Annotated in this window: 14 protein-coding genes; 10 read left to right on the top strand and 4 right to left on the bottom strand. The window is 64.1% G+C overall.

The features are described from left to right. Nucleotides 1–471, top strand: a 471-nt coding sequence (locus tag V7N12_RS10250) for an aminotransferase class I/II-fold pyridoxal phosphate-dependent enzyme (protein WP_333714429.1), incomplete at its 5' end; no start/stop codon positions are given. A 112-nt stretch (nucleotides 472–583) separates the two neighbouring features. Then, nucleotides 584–1,027 carry a c-type cytochrome gene (locus V7N12_RS10245; RefSeq protein WP_333714428.1) on the top strand — a complete coding sequence of 148 codons (444 nt, stop codon included), beginning with the start codon at nucleotides 584–586 and terminating at the stop codon, nucleotides 1,025–1,027. A gap of 53 nt (nucleotides 1,028–1,080) precedes the next feature. Here V7N12_RS10245 and bchO read toward each other — a convergent pair whose 3' ends face one another. The 4 genes from bchO to crtA are packed head-to-tail and all read right to left on the bottom strand — an operon-like array spanning nucleotide 1,081 to nucleotide 5,264. Next, nucleotides 1,081–1,923, bottom strand: coding sequence for an alpha/beta fold hydrolase BchO (gene bchO / locus V7N12_RS10240; protein ID WP_333714427.1), 843 nt, complete (start codon nucleotides 1,921–1,923; stop codon nucleotides 1,081–1,083). Nucleotides 1,924–1,925: 2 nt separating this feature from the next. After that, nucleotides 1,926–3,563, bottom strand: coding sequence for a magnesium chelatase subunit D (locus V7N12_RS10235; RefSeq protein WP_333714426.1), 1,638 nt, complete (start codon nucleotides 3,561–3,563; stop codon nucleotides 1,926–1,928). Continuing rightward, on the bottom strand, nucleotides 3,556–4,560 hold the full coding sequence (gene bchI, locus V7N12_RS10230) for a magnesium chelatase ATPase subunit I (protein WP_333714425.1): 1,005 nt from the start codon (nucleotides 4,558–4,560) through the stop codon (nucleotides 3,556–3,558). Before bchI ends, V7N12_RS10235 begins: the two co-directional genes overlap by 8 nt. Then, the gene (gene crtA / locus V7N12_RS10225; RefSeq protein WP_333714424.1) at nucleotides 4,557–5,264 is read right to left on the bottom strand and encodes a spheroidene monooxygenase; all 708 of its coding nucleotides are present in this window, start codon (nucleotides 5,262–5,264) and stop codon (nucleotides 4,557–4,559) included. The genes bchI and crtA overlap by 4 nt, the downstream gene beginning before the upstream one ends. Nucleotides 5,265–5,371: 107 nt before the next feature. Between crtA and V7N12_RS10220 the strand changes: the two genes are divergently transcribed. The 8 genes from V7N12_RS10220 to V7N12_RS10185 all read left to right on the top strand — a co-directional run bounded on the left by V7N12_RS10220 (nucleotide 5,372) and on the right by V7N12_RS10185 (nucleotide 14,114). Then, complete coding sequence (locus V7N12_RS10220) at nucleotides 5,372–6,910, top strand: phytoene desaturase (RefSeq protein WP_333714423.1); 1,539 nt, start codon at nucleotides 5,372–5,374, stop codon at nucleotides 6,908–6,910. Then, on the top strand, nucleotides 6,907–7,929 hold the full coding sequence (gene crtB / locus V7N12_RS10215) for a 15-cis-phytoene synthase (RefSeq protein WP_333714422.1): 1,023 nt from the start codon (nucleotides 6,907–6,909) through the stop codon (nucleotides 7,927–7,929). Before V7N12_RS10220 ends, crtB begins: the two co-directional genes overlap by 4 nt. Nucleotides 7,930–7,960: 31 nt before the next feature. Then, nucleotides 7,961–8,440, top strand: coding sequence for a tryptophan-rich sensory protein TspO (tspO, locus tag V7N12_RS10210; RefSeq protein ID WP_333714421.1), 480 nt, complete (start codon nucleotides 7,961–7,963; stop codon nucleotides 8,438–8,440). A 40-nt stretch (nucleotides 8,441–8,480) separates the two neighbouring features. Next, nucleotides 8,481–10,277 carry an adenine deaminase gene (gene ade, locus V7N12_RS10205; RefSeq protein WP_333714420.1) on the top strand — a complete coding sequence of 599 codons (1,797 nt, stop codon included), beginning with the start codon at nucleotides 8,481–8,483 and terminating at the stop codon, nucleotides 10,275–10,277. 2 nt (nucleotides 10,278–10,279) lie between these two features. Then, nucleotides 10,280–11,755: an AMP nucleosidase gene (locus V7N12_RS10200; RefSeq protein WP_443089957.1), complete on the top strand. Its 1,476-nt coding sequence runs from the start codon at nucleotides 10,280–10,282 to the stop codon at nucleotides 11,753–11,755. 131 nt (nucleotides 11,756–11,886) lie between these two features. Beyond that, a complete protein-coding gene (locus tag V7N12_RS10195) occupies nucleotides 11,887–12,177 on the top strand; it encodes an HU family DNA-binding protein (protein ID WP_333714418.1) in 291 nt (96 codons plus the stop codon). A 106-nt stretch (nucleotides 12,178–12,283) separates the two neighbouring features. After that, nucleotides 12,284–13,231 carry a DUF808 domain-containing protein gene (locus tag V7N12_RS10190; RefSeq protein WP_333714417.1) on the top strand — a complete coding sequence of 316 codons (948 nt, stop codon included), beginning with the start codon at nucleotides 12,284–12,286 and terminating at the stop codon, nucleotides 13,229–13,231. 10 nt (nucleotides 13,232–13,241) lie between these two features. Further along, the gene (locus tag V7N12_RS10185; protein ID WP_333714416.1) at nucleotides 13,242–14,114 is read left to right on the top strand and encodes a DMT family transporter; all 873 of its coding nucleotides are present in this window, start codon (nucleotides 13,242–13,244) and stop codon (nucleotides 14,112–14,114) included. Nucleotides 14,115–14,226 lie beyond the last annotated feature (112 nt).

The following is a 14,226-nucleotide window of genomic DNA, read 5'->3' as shown; positions in this document are numbered from 1 at the left end:
TTCGGCGTTGTCGGCGGTTACATCACCGGCTCGGCCGCGCTGTGCGATTTCATCCGGTCTTTCGCCTCGGGCTTTATCTTTACGACGGCCCTGCCCCCTGCGGTGGCGGCAGCGGCGCGGACGTCTATCGCGTATCTCAAGGAAAGCGAGATCGAGCGCGCCCAACAGCGGCGTCAGGTCGCACGGCTGCGCCGGGCGCTTGATCGTGAAGGCATCCCGCATATGCCCAACGACAGCCATATCGTGCCGGTCATGATCGGCGATCCGGTCAAGACACGCATGCTGGCGGATTATCTGATGCGGGAATGGGATATCTACGTGCAGCCGATCAATTATCCCACGGTGCCAAAGGGGACAGAGCGGCTGCGCTTCACGCCCTCGCCCTTGCATACGGACGCGGATATCGAGCATCTGGTGACTGCCTTGCGGGTCCTGTGGCGGCAATGTGCGCTTGCCCACGCGGTTGCGTAAGATCCTTCACGCTTTCTTTTGCATACAGGGGTGGACCGCCACCCAGCTTGCGTTACATTGCCCACCGACTGGGGCATACGGTCACTAGAATCAGATCGAAAGGACTACGATCATGAAACGTCTTACACTTGCAGCAGCCCTTGCTGTTTTTTCCGCACCGGTCTTTGCTGACGGTCACGCGCCGACGATCGGTGATGCGGCAGCCGGTGAAGAGCAATTCAACCGCCAGTGCGTGGCCTGTCACGTCGTCGCCGACGCATCGGGCGAAGTGCTTGCCGGCCGCAATGCACGGACTGGCCCGAACCTCTATGGTGTCGCTGGTAGCACGATCGGTTCGGTCGAGGATTTCCGCTACAGCGACGGCCTGATTGCGCTGGGCGAGGCGGACACCGTCTGGACCGAAGAGCTGTTCGTCGGCTACGTGCTGGACCCGACAGGTTGGCTGCGTGAAACGCTTGATGACCGCCGCGCGCGCGGCAAGATGGCCTATCAGGTCCGTGAAGAGTCGCAGGCCTACGACCTCTATGCCTATCTGGCGTCGTTCACCGCCGAGTAAGTCTCGCATATCGCGTTTTCAAAGACCGTCGGTGGCAGCACCGGCGGTCTTTCTTATTGCAGGATCGCCTCTGCCACGCGCTGCGCGTCTTCCTCATGGGCAAGGTGCCCGAGGTCGGCAAGCTCGGTCAGGCGGGCGTGGGGCAGGTGCGCGGCCGCGTTGCGGCTGACCTGCGGCGGCACCGCCTTGTCGGCGGTCCCGACGATCAGATGCACAGGTGCGGTGATCTGCGGCAGACGGGCGAGCAACCCGTCCAGTTGCCATTGCGACATCATCGACAAGGTCGCATCCACGTGGCCACGGTCGGACGCCAGCCGATAGTATAGGTCGAGCCCCTGCGCATCGAGTGTCGATCCGGTCCCCGCAATCAGGTTGCGCACGCTGCTGCGGGTGGCGGTGCTGGCGAAGACGCTTGCGCTGAACGGGGTCACGGCCAGGGCTTTCGCCATCATCGGAAAAAGCCAGCCCGCGACGCCTTTGAATTTGCCGAGTGCCGCATTGATCCCGACGATCCCCTGCGCGGGCCGCGCCCCCTGTTCCCACATCCGCAGGGCAATCGCCGCCCCTGCCGAATGTCCGACGATCATCGCGGGCTTCCACCCTTCGTGGCGGGTAAGGGACAAAAGGTCCTCGGCCATGTGATCCAACCCGCAGCGCTGTTGCGCGCCAAGCTGGGTGAAGCCCTGACCGGGCAGGTCGACCGCGATAACGCGGTGGCTCTGCGCGAGGATCGGCAACAGGTGCCGAAAGCTTTGCGTGGCACCGCCTGCGCCGTGGATCAGCAGGATCAGCGGGCCTTGCCCATGTTCCTGCACATGCCAGCGGTGCGGGCGATGAAAGACAATGCGCGAGTATTCGGTCAGCGGCCAGTCTCTGGCATCTGTGGGCCAGCGCAAGATCAGTCGCCCAAGACAGTGGCGACGGAGTCCGACAGACGCGCGGCATCGGCGCGGGGCATGGGCAAATAGGTGCCGTCGAGGATCTGGGCGAGGTTGCGCAAGGCCGGTTCGGGCCGGTTACCGGTGTCGATCAGGATCGCATCGACGCCAGCGGCCCGCAGCGATTTCGCGATGGTCTGCGCGTCCGTGGCCGCCTTCTTGCGGTCGGCGCTGCCATCAAGTGCGATGTTGGCGCGCCCGTCCGTCAGAATCGCGATTGTGGGGGTCAGGCCGCGGCGCGTCGCCTGGGTGGCCTGTTCCAGTGCCGTCAGCATACCCGCCGCCAGAGGGGTGCCGCCGCCGCCGGGCAGGCCCGCCAGCCGTCGCTTCGTCTGCACCAGCGACCGCGTGGGCGGCAGCAGAAGTTCGGCCTCGGTCCCGCGAAAGGCGATCAGGGCCACGTGATCCCGCCGCGCATAGGCTTGCGCCAAAAGCAGTTCGACGGCGCCTTTCGCCTCGGCCAGTCTGGTCAGCGCGGTCGAGCCTGAGGCATCGACGGTGAAGATCAGCAGGCGGTCGGATTTCTCTTCGTATCGTTTGATGCGGATATCGGCGGGCCGGATTTGCAGCCCTTCGCGTCCCGTCGCGTTCCGCCGGATCGTCTGCCATGGGGCGGCAGCACGCAGCGTGCCGATGATGTCGATGCGCGCGCCGTCGCTGATGCGTCCGGCCCGCGATGGCAAGGGACGACCCCGGCGGTTGCCCTTGTGGGCGGCGCCAGTCCCGCTCCCGCGCCCTGCCCGTGCCTTCTGCGCGGTGATCTGATCCAGCAGGTTGTCGGGCAGCATGGCGCGGACGGCGTCGAGCAACAATTCGTCCGGCAGATCGAGGCTGTTGTCGTCCCCCTCGCTGTCCGGCCGGTCGTTCTGGTCCTGCGGTGGCGGGGGCGGCTGTTCGTCCTCGGGGGCAGGTTCGGGGACCCGCGTCGCACGATGGGCAAGGGTCAGGGCGCAAGCGATCTCGATGTCCTCGGCGGTGACAATGTCGCGTCCATGCAGCGCGGCATGGGCCTTGGCGGCACGGACAGCGAACAACGGGGCGCGTAAGGAATCGATCCCCAGTTCCCCGGCGATGCGGGTGATCTGGTCAAGGGTCTCGGGGGCGATGGTGACCGCGCGGGGCGATTGTGGCGCCATCGGTTCGGACGGTTCGGTATCGGCCAGGGTGCAATCCGAAAGGTCGATATGAAACGCCAGACGCTCGGCCAGTTTCGGGTTCAGCGCCTCGTCAGGTTCGGCCCCTTCGTCAAGCGCGATCAGGGTATGTCCGTCGGATTGGTCCAAGGCAACCGCCAGCCGCGCGGCAAGGCCCGTGGTCGCCCGTTCCGCCATGGTCAAGAGCAACGGGCCGGGCGCGGCAAGGATGCCCTTGTCCTGCACCAGCCTCCCCGTGGCGAGGGTGGCGGACAGGTCCAGCCCGCCGAACAGCGCCTCGTCCGAGATCGTGGGGTGGATGCGGCGTGCGCCTTCCGGCACCCGTTTCACAAGACGGTCCCGCACCGGTCCGGCCCGCGCGCGCAGGCAGACGCCGCCCAAGGCCGGATCGATCGCCAGCAACCGCAACGCAAGCGTTGCGTGGTGCCACGTTTCCTTAGCCAAGGACTTCTTCCACGGTGCGTGTGACGCGGGTGCCGCTGCCGGCCTCGTCCAGCGGATCGCGGCGCAGGCGGTGGCGCAGGGCCATCGGGGCGACCGCGCGGATATGATCGCGGGTCAGCTTGCGCTTGCCGTCCCAGACCGCCTGCGCGCGGGCGGCCTTCAGCAGCGTCAGTTCCCCGCGCAGCCCGTCCGAGCCCAGCGCAAGGCAAAGCTCTGCCACATCGGACAGCACCGCGTCCGGCGTCGTGATCTTGGCCAATGCGCGCCGGGCCTTCAGGATACGGTCGCGGATCGCGGCATCCTCGGCCTGCCAGCGCACCATGAAGGCGGTGTTGTCATGCTCATAGGCGTCGCGGCGCTTGATCACCTCGACACGAGTCGCCACGTCCTTGGGCGAGGCGACCTCGACCGACAGGCCGAACCGGTCCAGCAGTTGCGGCCGCAACTCGCCTTCTTCGGGGTTGCCCGATCCCACCAGCACAAAGCGCGCGGGGTGGCGGATGGACAGGCCTTCGCGTTCGACGACGTTTTCGCCGGATTGCGCGACGTCGAGCAGCAGATCGACGATGTGGTCTTCCAGCAGGTTCACCTCGTCGATGTAAAGGTAGCCGCGGTTGGCGCGGGCCAGCAGGCCGGGTTGGAACGCCTTCTCGCCCTTGGTCAGGGCCTTTTCGATGTCCAGCGCACCGGTCACGCGGTCTTCGGTCGCGCCAAGGGGCAGGTCGATGACCGGGGTCGGCATGGCGGCGACCTGCTTGTCATTCAGGTTCGCCCAGTCGGGCACGTCCTTGGCGAACTGGCTGTTCACGGGGCAACCCTGCACGGCGGAAATCGGCGGCAGAAGTGCCGCAAGCGCGCGGACGGCGGTGGACTTCCCGGTGCCGCGATCCCCGAAAACCAGAACGCCGCCGATGCTGGCGTCGATGGCTGTCAGGATCATCGCCTGTTTCATTTCTTCCTGCCCGACGATGGCAGAGAATGGGAATGGCTGTTTCATGCGGCCTCCAAGGTCAGCTTGGCGAGTGGGGATATGCCGTTCCATGTCCCACGATCGGAATGGACGGCGAAACGGGCATAGAGTTCCTCGCGGAACCAGCCCTCGTCGCGGACGGCGCGGATGGCTTCGGCATGGGGGCCGGTGCGTGCGAATCCGGCCATGGTCTTTTCATCGGGCCAGATCGAAAACGTCACCTGATGCAGCATCGGCACCTCGCCGATGCCGATCTTGAAGGCGACGTTGGGGTCTTTGCCGATCACGTCCGAGATATTCGGCACCCGGCCCCAGAAGCGCGACAGGATGCGTGGTTTGATCGTCGCCCGGGTAAGCGCGGCCAGCGGTCCGGTTGCGGGCGCGTCGGTGATTGCGAAGGGGGTCTGCCCCGACCATGCGCCGCGCACCGATTGCGTTTGCAAAAAGACGGTCCAGTTCTCTTGCGCCTTGGCCTTGTAGCGCGCAAAGATGCCTTCGCTGGTCCGCTTGTGGGCTGTCTCGGCATCGGGCCAGGTCGCAAGGATCGCATAGACGGCGGTGTTCGGGACAGGGGTAAAGCCCTCGCCCGTGCCTGATCCGCACAGCTTCCAGAAACCGATGTCAGGCGTCCGGGAAAGCGGCAGTCTTGCACCGCCCATCATCGCCAGCGCCCAGAAACGCGCTGCGGGACCGGCGAACCGGTAGAAGGAAAGGCTGACAGTCTGCGTCACAAGTGACCCCTGGCTCTTACCTTGTGATCCTGACACAGGAAGGGGCCTTTGGGAAGTGATTGACAATAATAATTGTAAACCTGTGTTTACACTACTAGGCTGAGGACATGCCAAAGGATATCCACAGCGATTCATCCCAAGCCATTGTGATCGGTGCCGGTCTCGGTGGCCTTGCTGCCGCGATGCGGCTGGGTGCCAAGGGCTATGCCGTCACGGTGCTGGACCGTCTTGACCTGCCCGGGGGCCGTGGGTCTTCGGTGACGCAGGATGGTCACAGATTTGACCTTGGACCGACGATCATCACGGTTCCGCAGGTCTACGAAGACCTCTGGGCGGCCTGCGGGCGCGATTTTCACCAGGATATCGACCTGCGCCCGATGGACCCGTTCTACGAGGTGCGCTGGCAGGACGGATCCACCTTTACCGCCCGTCAGGACACCGACGCGATGCTGGCCGAGGTCGCGCGGCTCAGCCCGCGTGACGTGAAAGGCTACAAGAGGTTTCTCAAAGACAGCCAGCGCCGCTATGTCGTGGGGTTCGAAGGCATGGTCGCCAAGCCGATGCACCGCATCTGGGAGACGATCAAGGTCCTGCCGGAATTCGCGATGCTGCGCGCCGACCGGTCGATTCTCGGGCTGGCCAAGGCCCGCGTGAAAGACCCGCGTTTGCAGATGGCGCTGTCGTTCCATCCGCTGTTCATCGGGGGCGACCCGCGTCATGTGACCTCGATGTATGCGCTGGTCGCTTATCTGGAGAAAGAATTCGGCGTGCATTACGCCATGGGCGGGGTGCAGGCGGTCGCGCAGGCGATGGTCTCGGTCATCCGCTCGCAAGGCGGGCAGGTCCGTCAGGGTGTCGAGGTCGACGAGATACTGGTCGAAGCCGGTGCCGCCAAAGGCGTCCGGCTGTCGGGGGGCGAGATGATCGCCGCCGACCTTGTCGTCAGCAACGCCGATGCCGGGCACACATACCAGCGCCTTTTGCGTAACAGCCCGCGCAGACGCTGGACCGATACCAAGCTCAAGTCTCGCCGCTGGTCGATGGGTCTGTTCGTCTGGTATTTCGGCACCAAGAGGACCGCGCAGATGTGGCCCGACGTGGGCCATCACACGATCACTAATGCACCGCGCTATGAAGGCCTGCTGAAGGATATCTTCATCAAGGGCAAGCTGGCCGATGACATGAGCCTCTATATCCACCGCCCCTCGCGGACCGACCCGAGTGTCGCGCCCAAGGGCGATGACACGTTTTATGTCCTCTCCCCCGTGCCGCATCTGGGGTTCGACAATCCGGTCGATTGGCAGACAGAGGCCGCGGTCTACAAGGCCAAGGTCCGCGCCGAGGTTGAAAAGACCATGCCCGGCTTCGCCGATTACATTACCACCGAGATGGTTCTGACGCCCGAGGATTTCCGCGACCGCTATCTGTCGCCCAACGGCTCGGGCTTTTCGATCGAACCGCGCATCCTGCAATCGGCGTGGTTCCGGCCCCACAACGTCAGCGAAGAGGCCAAGGGCCTCTATCTGGTCGGCGCAGGCACCCATCCCGGTGCAGGTGTGCCGGGCGTGATTTCATCGGCCGAAGTGCTGGCCAAGATGGTGCCTGACGCACCTGTCCCTGTCGAAATGAAGGTCGCGGCGGAATGATCCGGCCAGACGACCTCGACCATTGCCGCGAGGCGATCCGGCACGGGTCACTGTCCTTTCATGCCGCCTCAAGGCTGCTGCCCGCCAAGGTCCGCGATCCGGCGCTGGCGCTTTATGCCTTCTGTCGTCTGGCCGACGACGAGGTGGACGAGGGCGAGTATCAGGCAGGTGCGGTGTTCCGCCTGCAAGAACGTCTGGATGCGGCCTATGCCGGTCGCCCCCGCAATGCACCCGAGGATCGGGCCTTTGCAGCCATCGTCGAAGACTTCGACATGCCCCGCGCCTTGCCCGAGGCCTTGCTGGAAGGGCTGGCATGGGATGCAGCCGGTCGGCGCTATGACACCTTAAGCGGCGTGCGCGACTATGCGGCCCGTGTCGCCAGTGCCGTGGGTGCCATGATGTGCGTGCTGATGCGGGTGCGTGACGCGGACGCGCTGGCGCGGGCCTGCGATCTGGGTGCGGCGATGCAACTGACGAATATCGCCCGCGACGTGGGCGAGGACGCGCGGATGGGGCGGATCTATCTGCCGCTGGACTGGCTGCGCGAGGCAGGCATCGATCCGGTCAATTTCGTGCGCGACCCGCTGCCGACACCGCAGGTGCGCCGCATGGTCAAACGCCTGCTGGCCGAGGCCGAGCGGCTGTATCTGCGGTCCGAGGCGGGGATCAATGCGCTGCCGCTTCAGGCGCGCACAGGGATCTGGGCGGCGCGGCTGATCTATGCCGGCATCGGGAAAGAGGTGCGCCGGCAGGTATACGACAGTATCTCGATGCGGGCGCATACCGCGACCACGCAAAAGCTGGGTTGGCTGATCCAGGCAAGTGCCCGGACGGGGGTCTCTGTCCTGACGCCGAAGTCGCCCGTGATCTATGCCCCGCCTCTGGCCGAAGTCGCCTTTCTGGTCGATGCCGCCAGCCATGGCCGCCGTAGTGCGGGCCGTCCGATGACGGTTCTGAATATCCTTGCCGAACTCAAGGCCCGCGAAGCGGGTATTGGAACAGACGGCACAACGACCTAAGTGTCGCACGACCCCAACCGGAGGCGCGACCATGGACTGGTTCTTGTTCTGTATCTTTCTTGCCGCGACATTCGCCGCCGGTGCGACGGGGGCGATGTTCCCGACGGGCGAGTGGTACAAGCAACTCAACAAGCCAAGCTGGACACCGCCGAACTGGCTGTTTCCGGTGGCCTGGACCTCGATCTATCTGCTGATGGCCTTTGCCGGTGCGCGGGTCGCCGTGCTGGAAGGCAGCGCCTATGCCATGGCGTTTTGGGCGATGCAGATTGCGTTCAACGCGCTCTGGACGCCGGTGTTCTTCGGGTTGCGGAACCTCAGGGCGTCCTTGCCGATCATGGCGGGGCTGTGGATCGCCGTTTTCGGTGCAACCATCACCCATTGGCAGCTTGACCTCTGGGCGGGCTTGGCCTTCGTGCCCTATCTTACATGGGTCTCGGTTGCGGCGGCGCTGAATATCGCGATGGTGCGGCTGAACCCCGACCAGAAACCGCTCAGGCTCGAGACGCTCTGATCCCTCTTGAACGTCCCCGAAATCGGTGAAACCATTGGGGATGGAACATCAGATCACATCATGGGCCGAGGCTGCGCCCCGTCTGGTCGCCGTGGCCGCAGGGCGCGAGATGGCCGATCTTGTCATTCGCGGGGCCGCGCTCGTGAATGTGCAGACCCGCGAAATTCTTGACTGGCAGGTGGCCGTGGCCGCAGGGCGTTTCGCCTATGTCGGGCCTGATGCCTCGCATTGTATCGGCCCTGACACGCGGGTGATCGAGGCTGCGGGGCGCTATCTGATCCCGGGACTTTGCGACGGGCACATGCACATCGAAAGCGGCATGCTGACGCCTGCGGAATTCGCCGCCGCCGTGATCCCGCACGGCACCACCACCATGTTCACCGACCCGCATGAAATCGCCAACGTGCTGGGCCTGCGCGGTGTCCGCATGATGCATGACGAGGCGCTGATGCAGCCGGTCAACATCTACACCCAGATGCCGTCCTGCGCGCCCTCTGCCCCGGGGCTGGAGACGACAGGCTACGAAATCAGCGCAAAGGACGTGGCAAAGGCGATGGCATGGCCCGGGATCATCGGTCTGGGCGAAATGATGAATTTTCCCGGTGTGATCAATGGTGACCCGCAAATGCTGGCCGAAATGGCTGCGACGATGCAAGCGGGCAAGACTGTCGGGGGACATTATGCCAGCCCCGACAAGGGCGTCGCGTTTTCGGCCTATGTCGCAGGCGGTGCCGCCGACGATCACGAAGGCACCGCCGAGGCTGACGCCATTGCCCGCGCCCGCAACGGAATGCGGTCGATGATGCGGCTGGGCAGCGCGTGGTATGACGTGGAAAGCCAGATCACGGCGGTCACGCAAAAGGGGCTGGACCCGCGTAATTTCATCCTCTGCACCGACGATTGCCATTCGGGAACGCTGGTGAACGACGGCCATATGAACCGCGTGGTGCGCCATGCGATCGCCTGCGGCTGTGATCCCGTGATCGCGCTTCAGATGGCGACGATCAACACCGCGACACACTTCGGGCTGGAACGCGAGCTGGGGTCCATCGCCCCCGGGCGGCGGGCGGATATGATCCTGACATCGGATCTTGTGACCCTGCCCATAGAAGAGGTGATCGCGCGGGGTGTCACGGTCGCCAAGGACGGGAAGTTGTGCGTGACCTGCCCGCATTACGACTGGCCTGCGGACGCGCGCGGCACGGTGCATCTGGGCAAGGCGCTGGCGGCGGCGGACTTCGAGATTGCCGCCCCAGACGGCAAGAACAGCGTCAAGGCCAAGGTGATCGGCGTCGTCGAGAACCAGGCCCCGACCGAGGCGCTGACGGCCGAACTGCCCGTCGTCGACGGGCTGGTGCAAGGACAGGGCGACGTCTACCAGATCGCCCTTGTCGAACGGCATCGCGGGACGGGTGCCGTGACGAACGGCTTTGTCTCGGGCTTCGGCTATACCGGCAAGATGGCCATGGCCTCGACCGTTGCCCATGACAGCCACCATATGATTGTCGTCGGCACGGACCGCGATATGTTGGCGGCGGCGGCGAACAGGCTGGGCGAGGTCGGGGGCGGTGTCTCTGTCTGGAAGGACGGGCAAGAGATCGCGCTGGTCGAACTGCCCATCGCTGGCCTGATGTCCGACAGCCCCGCGGCCGAGGTCGCGGCATCGGCCGACCGGATGGTGGCAGCGATGGCGGAATGTGGTTGCAGGCTGAACAACGCCTATATGCAGCACTCGCTTTTGGCGCTTGTCGTCATTCCATCGTTACGCATCTCTGATCTGGGCCTCGTCGATGTGGATAAATTTGAAATTACGGACTTGTTCGAGGACAACGCATGAACATGGCAGAGCAATCGATGATCCGCACACCCCCTGTGCCCGGACCGGAGAGTTTCACCGATCCCAAGGCGGCGGTCGCGCGCTTGCAAGAGCTCTATCGGGCAGCGGTAGAGTTTCTGACCGAAGGATTCACCAATGCTCTGCGTGACGGCCAACCGGCCAGCCGCATCCGCGCCTTCTATCCCGAAATCCGCCTGACGACGACCAGCTACGCCAAGATGGACAGCCGCCTGTCCTTCGGCCATGTGGCCGAACCGGGAACCTATGCCACCACGGTCACCCGCCCCGATCTCTTCGCGGCCTACCTTGAGCAGCAGATCGGCCTTCTGATCAAAAGCCACGGCGTGCCCGTGGTGATCGGTGCCTCGGCGACCGAGATGCCGGTGCATTTCGCCGTTGCGAACGATCCGGGCCTGACCGTGCCGCAGGACGGCTCGATGGATTTCAACCTGCGCGACAATTTCGACGTGCCGGACCTGAGCACCACGCATGATGCCATCGTCAACGGCGAAGGCTTCACCTATCCCGACGGCGCGCGCCCCCTCGCGCCCTTCACGGCGCAGCGGATCGACTATTCGCTGGCGCGGCTTGCCCATTACACCGCCACAGCGCCGGATCACTTCCAGAACCACGTTCTTTTCACCAACTACCAGTTCTACGTGGAAGAGTTCGAATCCTACGCCCGCCACATGCTGGCCGACAAGGACAGCGGCTATACCAGTTTCGTCAGCACCGGAAACGTCGAGATCACCGAGCCCGACGCGCATATCCCCGTGCCCGCGAAACTGCCGCAGATGCCGACCTATCATCTCAAGCGTGAAAACGGATCGGGGATCACGCTGGTGAATATCGGGGTCGGGCCCTCGAATGCCAAGACGGCGACGGACCATATCGCCGTGCTGCGCCCCCACGCATGGCTGATGGTCGGGCATTGTGCAGGACTGCGCAATTCCCAGCGGCTGGGCGATTTCGTCCTCGCCCATGCCTACCTGCGCGAGGATCACGTTCTGGACGACGACCTGCCCGTCTGGGTGCCGATCCCCGCGCTGGCGGAAATCCAGATCGCCCTGCAAACCGCCGTGGCAGACGTGACCGAGCTTGAAGGATACGAACTGAAGCGGATCATGCGCACGGGCACCGTCGCCACCATCGACAACCGCAACTGGGAACTGCGCGAACAGGCCGGACCGGTGCAGCGGCTGTCGCAGTCGCGGGCGATTGCGCTGGATATGGAAAGCGCCACCATCGCCGCGAACGGGTTCCGCTTTCGCGTGCCCTACGGCACGTTGCTCTGCGTCAGCGACAAGCCCCTGCACGGCGAATTGAAGCTGCCGGGCATGGCCTCAGAGTTCTACAAAACCCAAGTTGCGGCCCATCTGATGATCGGTATTCGCGCGATGGAGAGGCTGCGGGACATGCCGCTGGAGCGGATTCACAGCCGGAAATTGCGCAGTTTCGAGGAAACCGCCTTCCTCTGACGGCGGAAAAGCGCAAAAAACTGTGGAAATGCTGGTGAAATCGTCTGCTAGTCGTTGTGGTGTCCCACAAGATACCGTTAAATGCGCAGGTAACAGGCCCAATCTGTAGGGCGAATGAGGGAGACAGTCGAATGGCGACAAAACCAATGACAAAAGCAGCACTCGTCGCTGCGCTGGCCGAAGAAACAGGCATGGACAAGAAATCTGCCGGTGGTGCGATCGATGCCCTGACCGACATCATCACCAAAGAGGTGTCTGGCGGCGGTGCCGTGACCCTGCCCGGCGTCGGCAAGATCTACTGCCGCGAGCGTCCGGCCCGCATGGTGCGCAACCCCGCCACCGGCGAGCAGATGCCGAAAGAGGCCGACAAGGTGGTCAAGATGACCATCGCAAAGGCACTGAAAGACAGCGTGAACGGGTAAGTTACCCCCGACACCTTCGCGAAAGGCCGCCCCAAAGGGTGGCCTTTTTTGTTGCATGGGAATCCTGCTATGCAGGGCGCGATACCACCACCGGACCCGAACCTACATGAGCGGATTACTCGCCCTTCTCGATGACGTTGCAGCCATCGTCAAACTTTCGGCAGCGCAGCTTGACGACATCGCAGCACAGGCGACCAAGGCGGGGACGAAGGCGGCGGGCGTTGTCATCGACGATGCGGCCGTGACACCGAAATATGTGACCGGCCTGCCCGCCGCGCGCGAGTTGCCCATCGTCTGGAAAATCGCGCGGGCGTCATTCTTCAACAAGCTGGTGATCCTGCTGCCTGCGGCTTTGGTGCTCGATGCCTTCCTGCCACAGCTTCTGACGCCTCTCTTGATGATCGGCGGCGCGTACCTTTGTTTCGAAGGGGCCGAGAAGGTCTGGCACCTGATCGTTCCGCACAAGGACGACGGACCCCAGCAGGCCGAAACGCTGGACGCCGCCCATCTAGAGGAACAGCGGGTCAAGGGCGCGATCAAGACCGACTTCATCCTGTCGGCCGAGATCATGACGATTTCGCTGTCGCAGATCGACATCGATGCGCTCTGGGTTCAGGCCTCGGCCCTCGCGGTTGTGGCGATTGGCATCACGGCGCTTGTCTACGGAGCGGTCGCCTTGCTGGTCAAAGCCGACGATTTCGGACTGCATCTGGGCGCCGAAGGCCGGCTGGCATCGACCCGCGCGCTTGGCCGTGGGATCGTGCGGGGCATGCCGAAGGTCATGGTCGTGATTGCCACCATCGGCACCGTGGCGATGCTGTGGGTCGGGGGCAGTATCATCGTGCACGGGCTGCATGATCTGGGCTGGCACCTGCCCTATGACAGGATCAAACATGCGGCCGAAGTTCTGGGCGGCGAGTCCGGCTTTGTCAGATGGGCGGTCACCGCCGGACTGGACGGTCTGATCGGTCTGGCGCTTGGCCTTGCGCTGATCCCGATTGTCACGCGCCTGATCGTGCCTGTGACAGGCTGGCTCTTTCCCGAAAAGGCCTGAGACAGGACACATGGACATCAAGGCAATCGCAATGGGGCTGGCTTTCGCGGTCATGTGGTCGTCGGCCTTCACCTCGGCCCGCGTGATCGTGGAATATGCGCCGCCGCTGTCGGCCCTGGCGCTGCGGTTCCTGATCTCGGGGCTGCTGGGTGTCGCCATCGCCTTTGCCATCGGGCAGACCGCGCGGCTGACACGCAGGCAATGGACCGGAGTTGTCGTCTTCGGCCTGTGCCAGAACGCGCTTTATCTGGGGCTGAATTTCGTCGCGATGCAGACGGTGCCTGCCTCGCTTGCGGCGATCATCGCCTCGACGATGCCCCTGCTGGTCGCCCTGTCGGGATGGTTGATCCTTGGAACACGGGTGCGGCCCTTGGGGATTGCGGGACTGGTGGCAGGGGTGATCGGCGTGGGCCTGATCATGGGCGCGCGGTTGCAGGGCGGTGCGGACCTATACGGGATCATGCTTTGCGTGATCGGGGTCGTTTCGCTGACGGTCGCGACGATGGCGGTGATGGGCGCGTCGTCAGGCGGCAACGTGCTGATGATCGTCGGGCTGCAAATGCTGGTGGGCAGTGCGCTTTTGTGGGTGCCGGCACTCGCCTTCGAGACGCTGGAGGTGACGCTGAACTGGCAGTTGGTCGTGGCGTTCGTCTATACCACGCTGGTGCCGGGACTGGCGGCGACATGGGTCTGGTTCCTGCTGGTGGGGCGGATCGGGGCGGTCAAGGCCTCGACCTTCCACTTCCTCAACCCGTTTCTGGGCGTTGCAATCGCCGCCGCCCTGCTGGGCGAGGCGATCGGAGTCCTCGACATCCTTGGTGTCGTGATCATCGCGGGCGGTATCCTGGCGGTGCAACTGTCCAAACAGCCCACGGCAAAGTGACCGTCTGACATCCTATTTTCGCTGACAAGGGCGGCTGCCTTGGCGCAAAACGTGCCATGGATCTGATCTTTGGATACCTTGCGGGCCTGCTGACGCTGATCAACCCCTGCGT

It is taken from the genome of Yoonia sp. (genome assembly GCF_036770585.1).
Lineage (GTDB): Bacteria > Pseudomonadota > Alphaproteobacteria > Rhodobacterales > Rhodobacteraceae > Yoonia.
This window is presented reverse-complemented; position numbering and strand designations above follow the sequence as displayed.

Bases quoted from the DNA above. Each gene is read 5' to 3' on its own strand.
- V7N12_RS10190 (WP_333714417.1), top strand. From the start codon at position 12,284: ATGAGCGGATTACTCGCCCTTCTCGATGACGTTGCAGCCATCGTCAAA.
- ade (WP_333714420.1), top strand. From the start codon at position 8,481: ATGGAACATCAGATCACATCATGGGCCGAGGCTGCGCCCCGTCTGGTC.
- bchI (WP_333714425.1), bottom strand. From the start codon at position 4,560: ATGAAACAGCCATTCCCATTCTCTGCCATCGTCGGGCAGGAAGAAATG.
- V7N12_RS10185 (WP_333714416.1), top strand. From the start codon at position 13,242: ATGGACATCAAGGCAATCGCAATGGGGCTGGCTTTCGCGGTCATGTGG.
- V7N12_RS10245 (WP_333714428.1), top strand. From the start codon at position 584: ATGAAACGTCTTACACTTGCAGCAGCCCTTGCTGTTTTTTCCGCACCG.
- tspO (WP_333714421.1), top strand. From the start codon at position 7,961: ATGGACTGGTTCTTGTTCTGTATCTTTCTTGCCGCGACATTCGCCGCC.
- V7N12_RS10200 (WP_443089957.1), top strand. From the start codon at position 10,280: ATGGCAGAGCAATCGATGATCCGCACACCCCCTGTGCCCGGACCGGAG.
- V7N12_RS10220 (WP_333714423.1), top strand. From the start codon at position 5,372: ATGCCAAAGGATATCCACAGCGATTCATCCCAAGCCATTGTGATCGGT.
- V7N12_RS10195 (WP_333714418.1), top strand. From the start codon at position 11,887: ATGGCGACAAAACCAATGACAAAAGCAGCACTCGTCGCTGCGCTGGCC.
- crtB (WP_333714422.1), top strand. From the start codon at position 6,907: ATGATCCGGCCAGACGACCTCGACCATTGCCGCGAGGCGATCCGGCAC.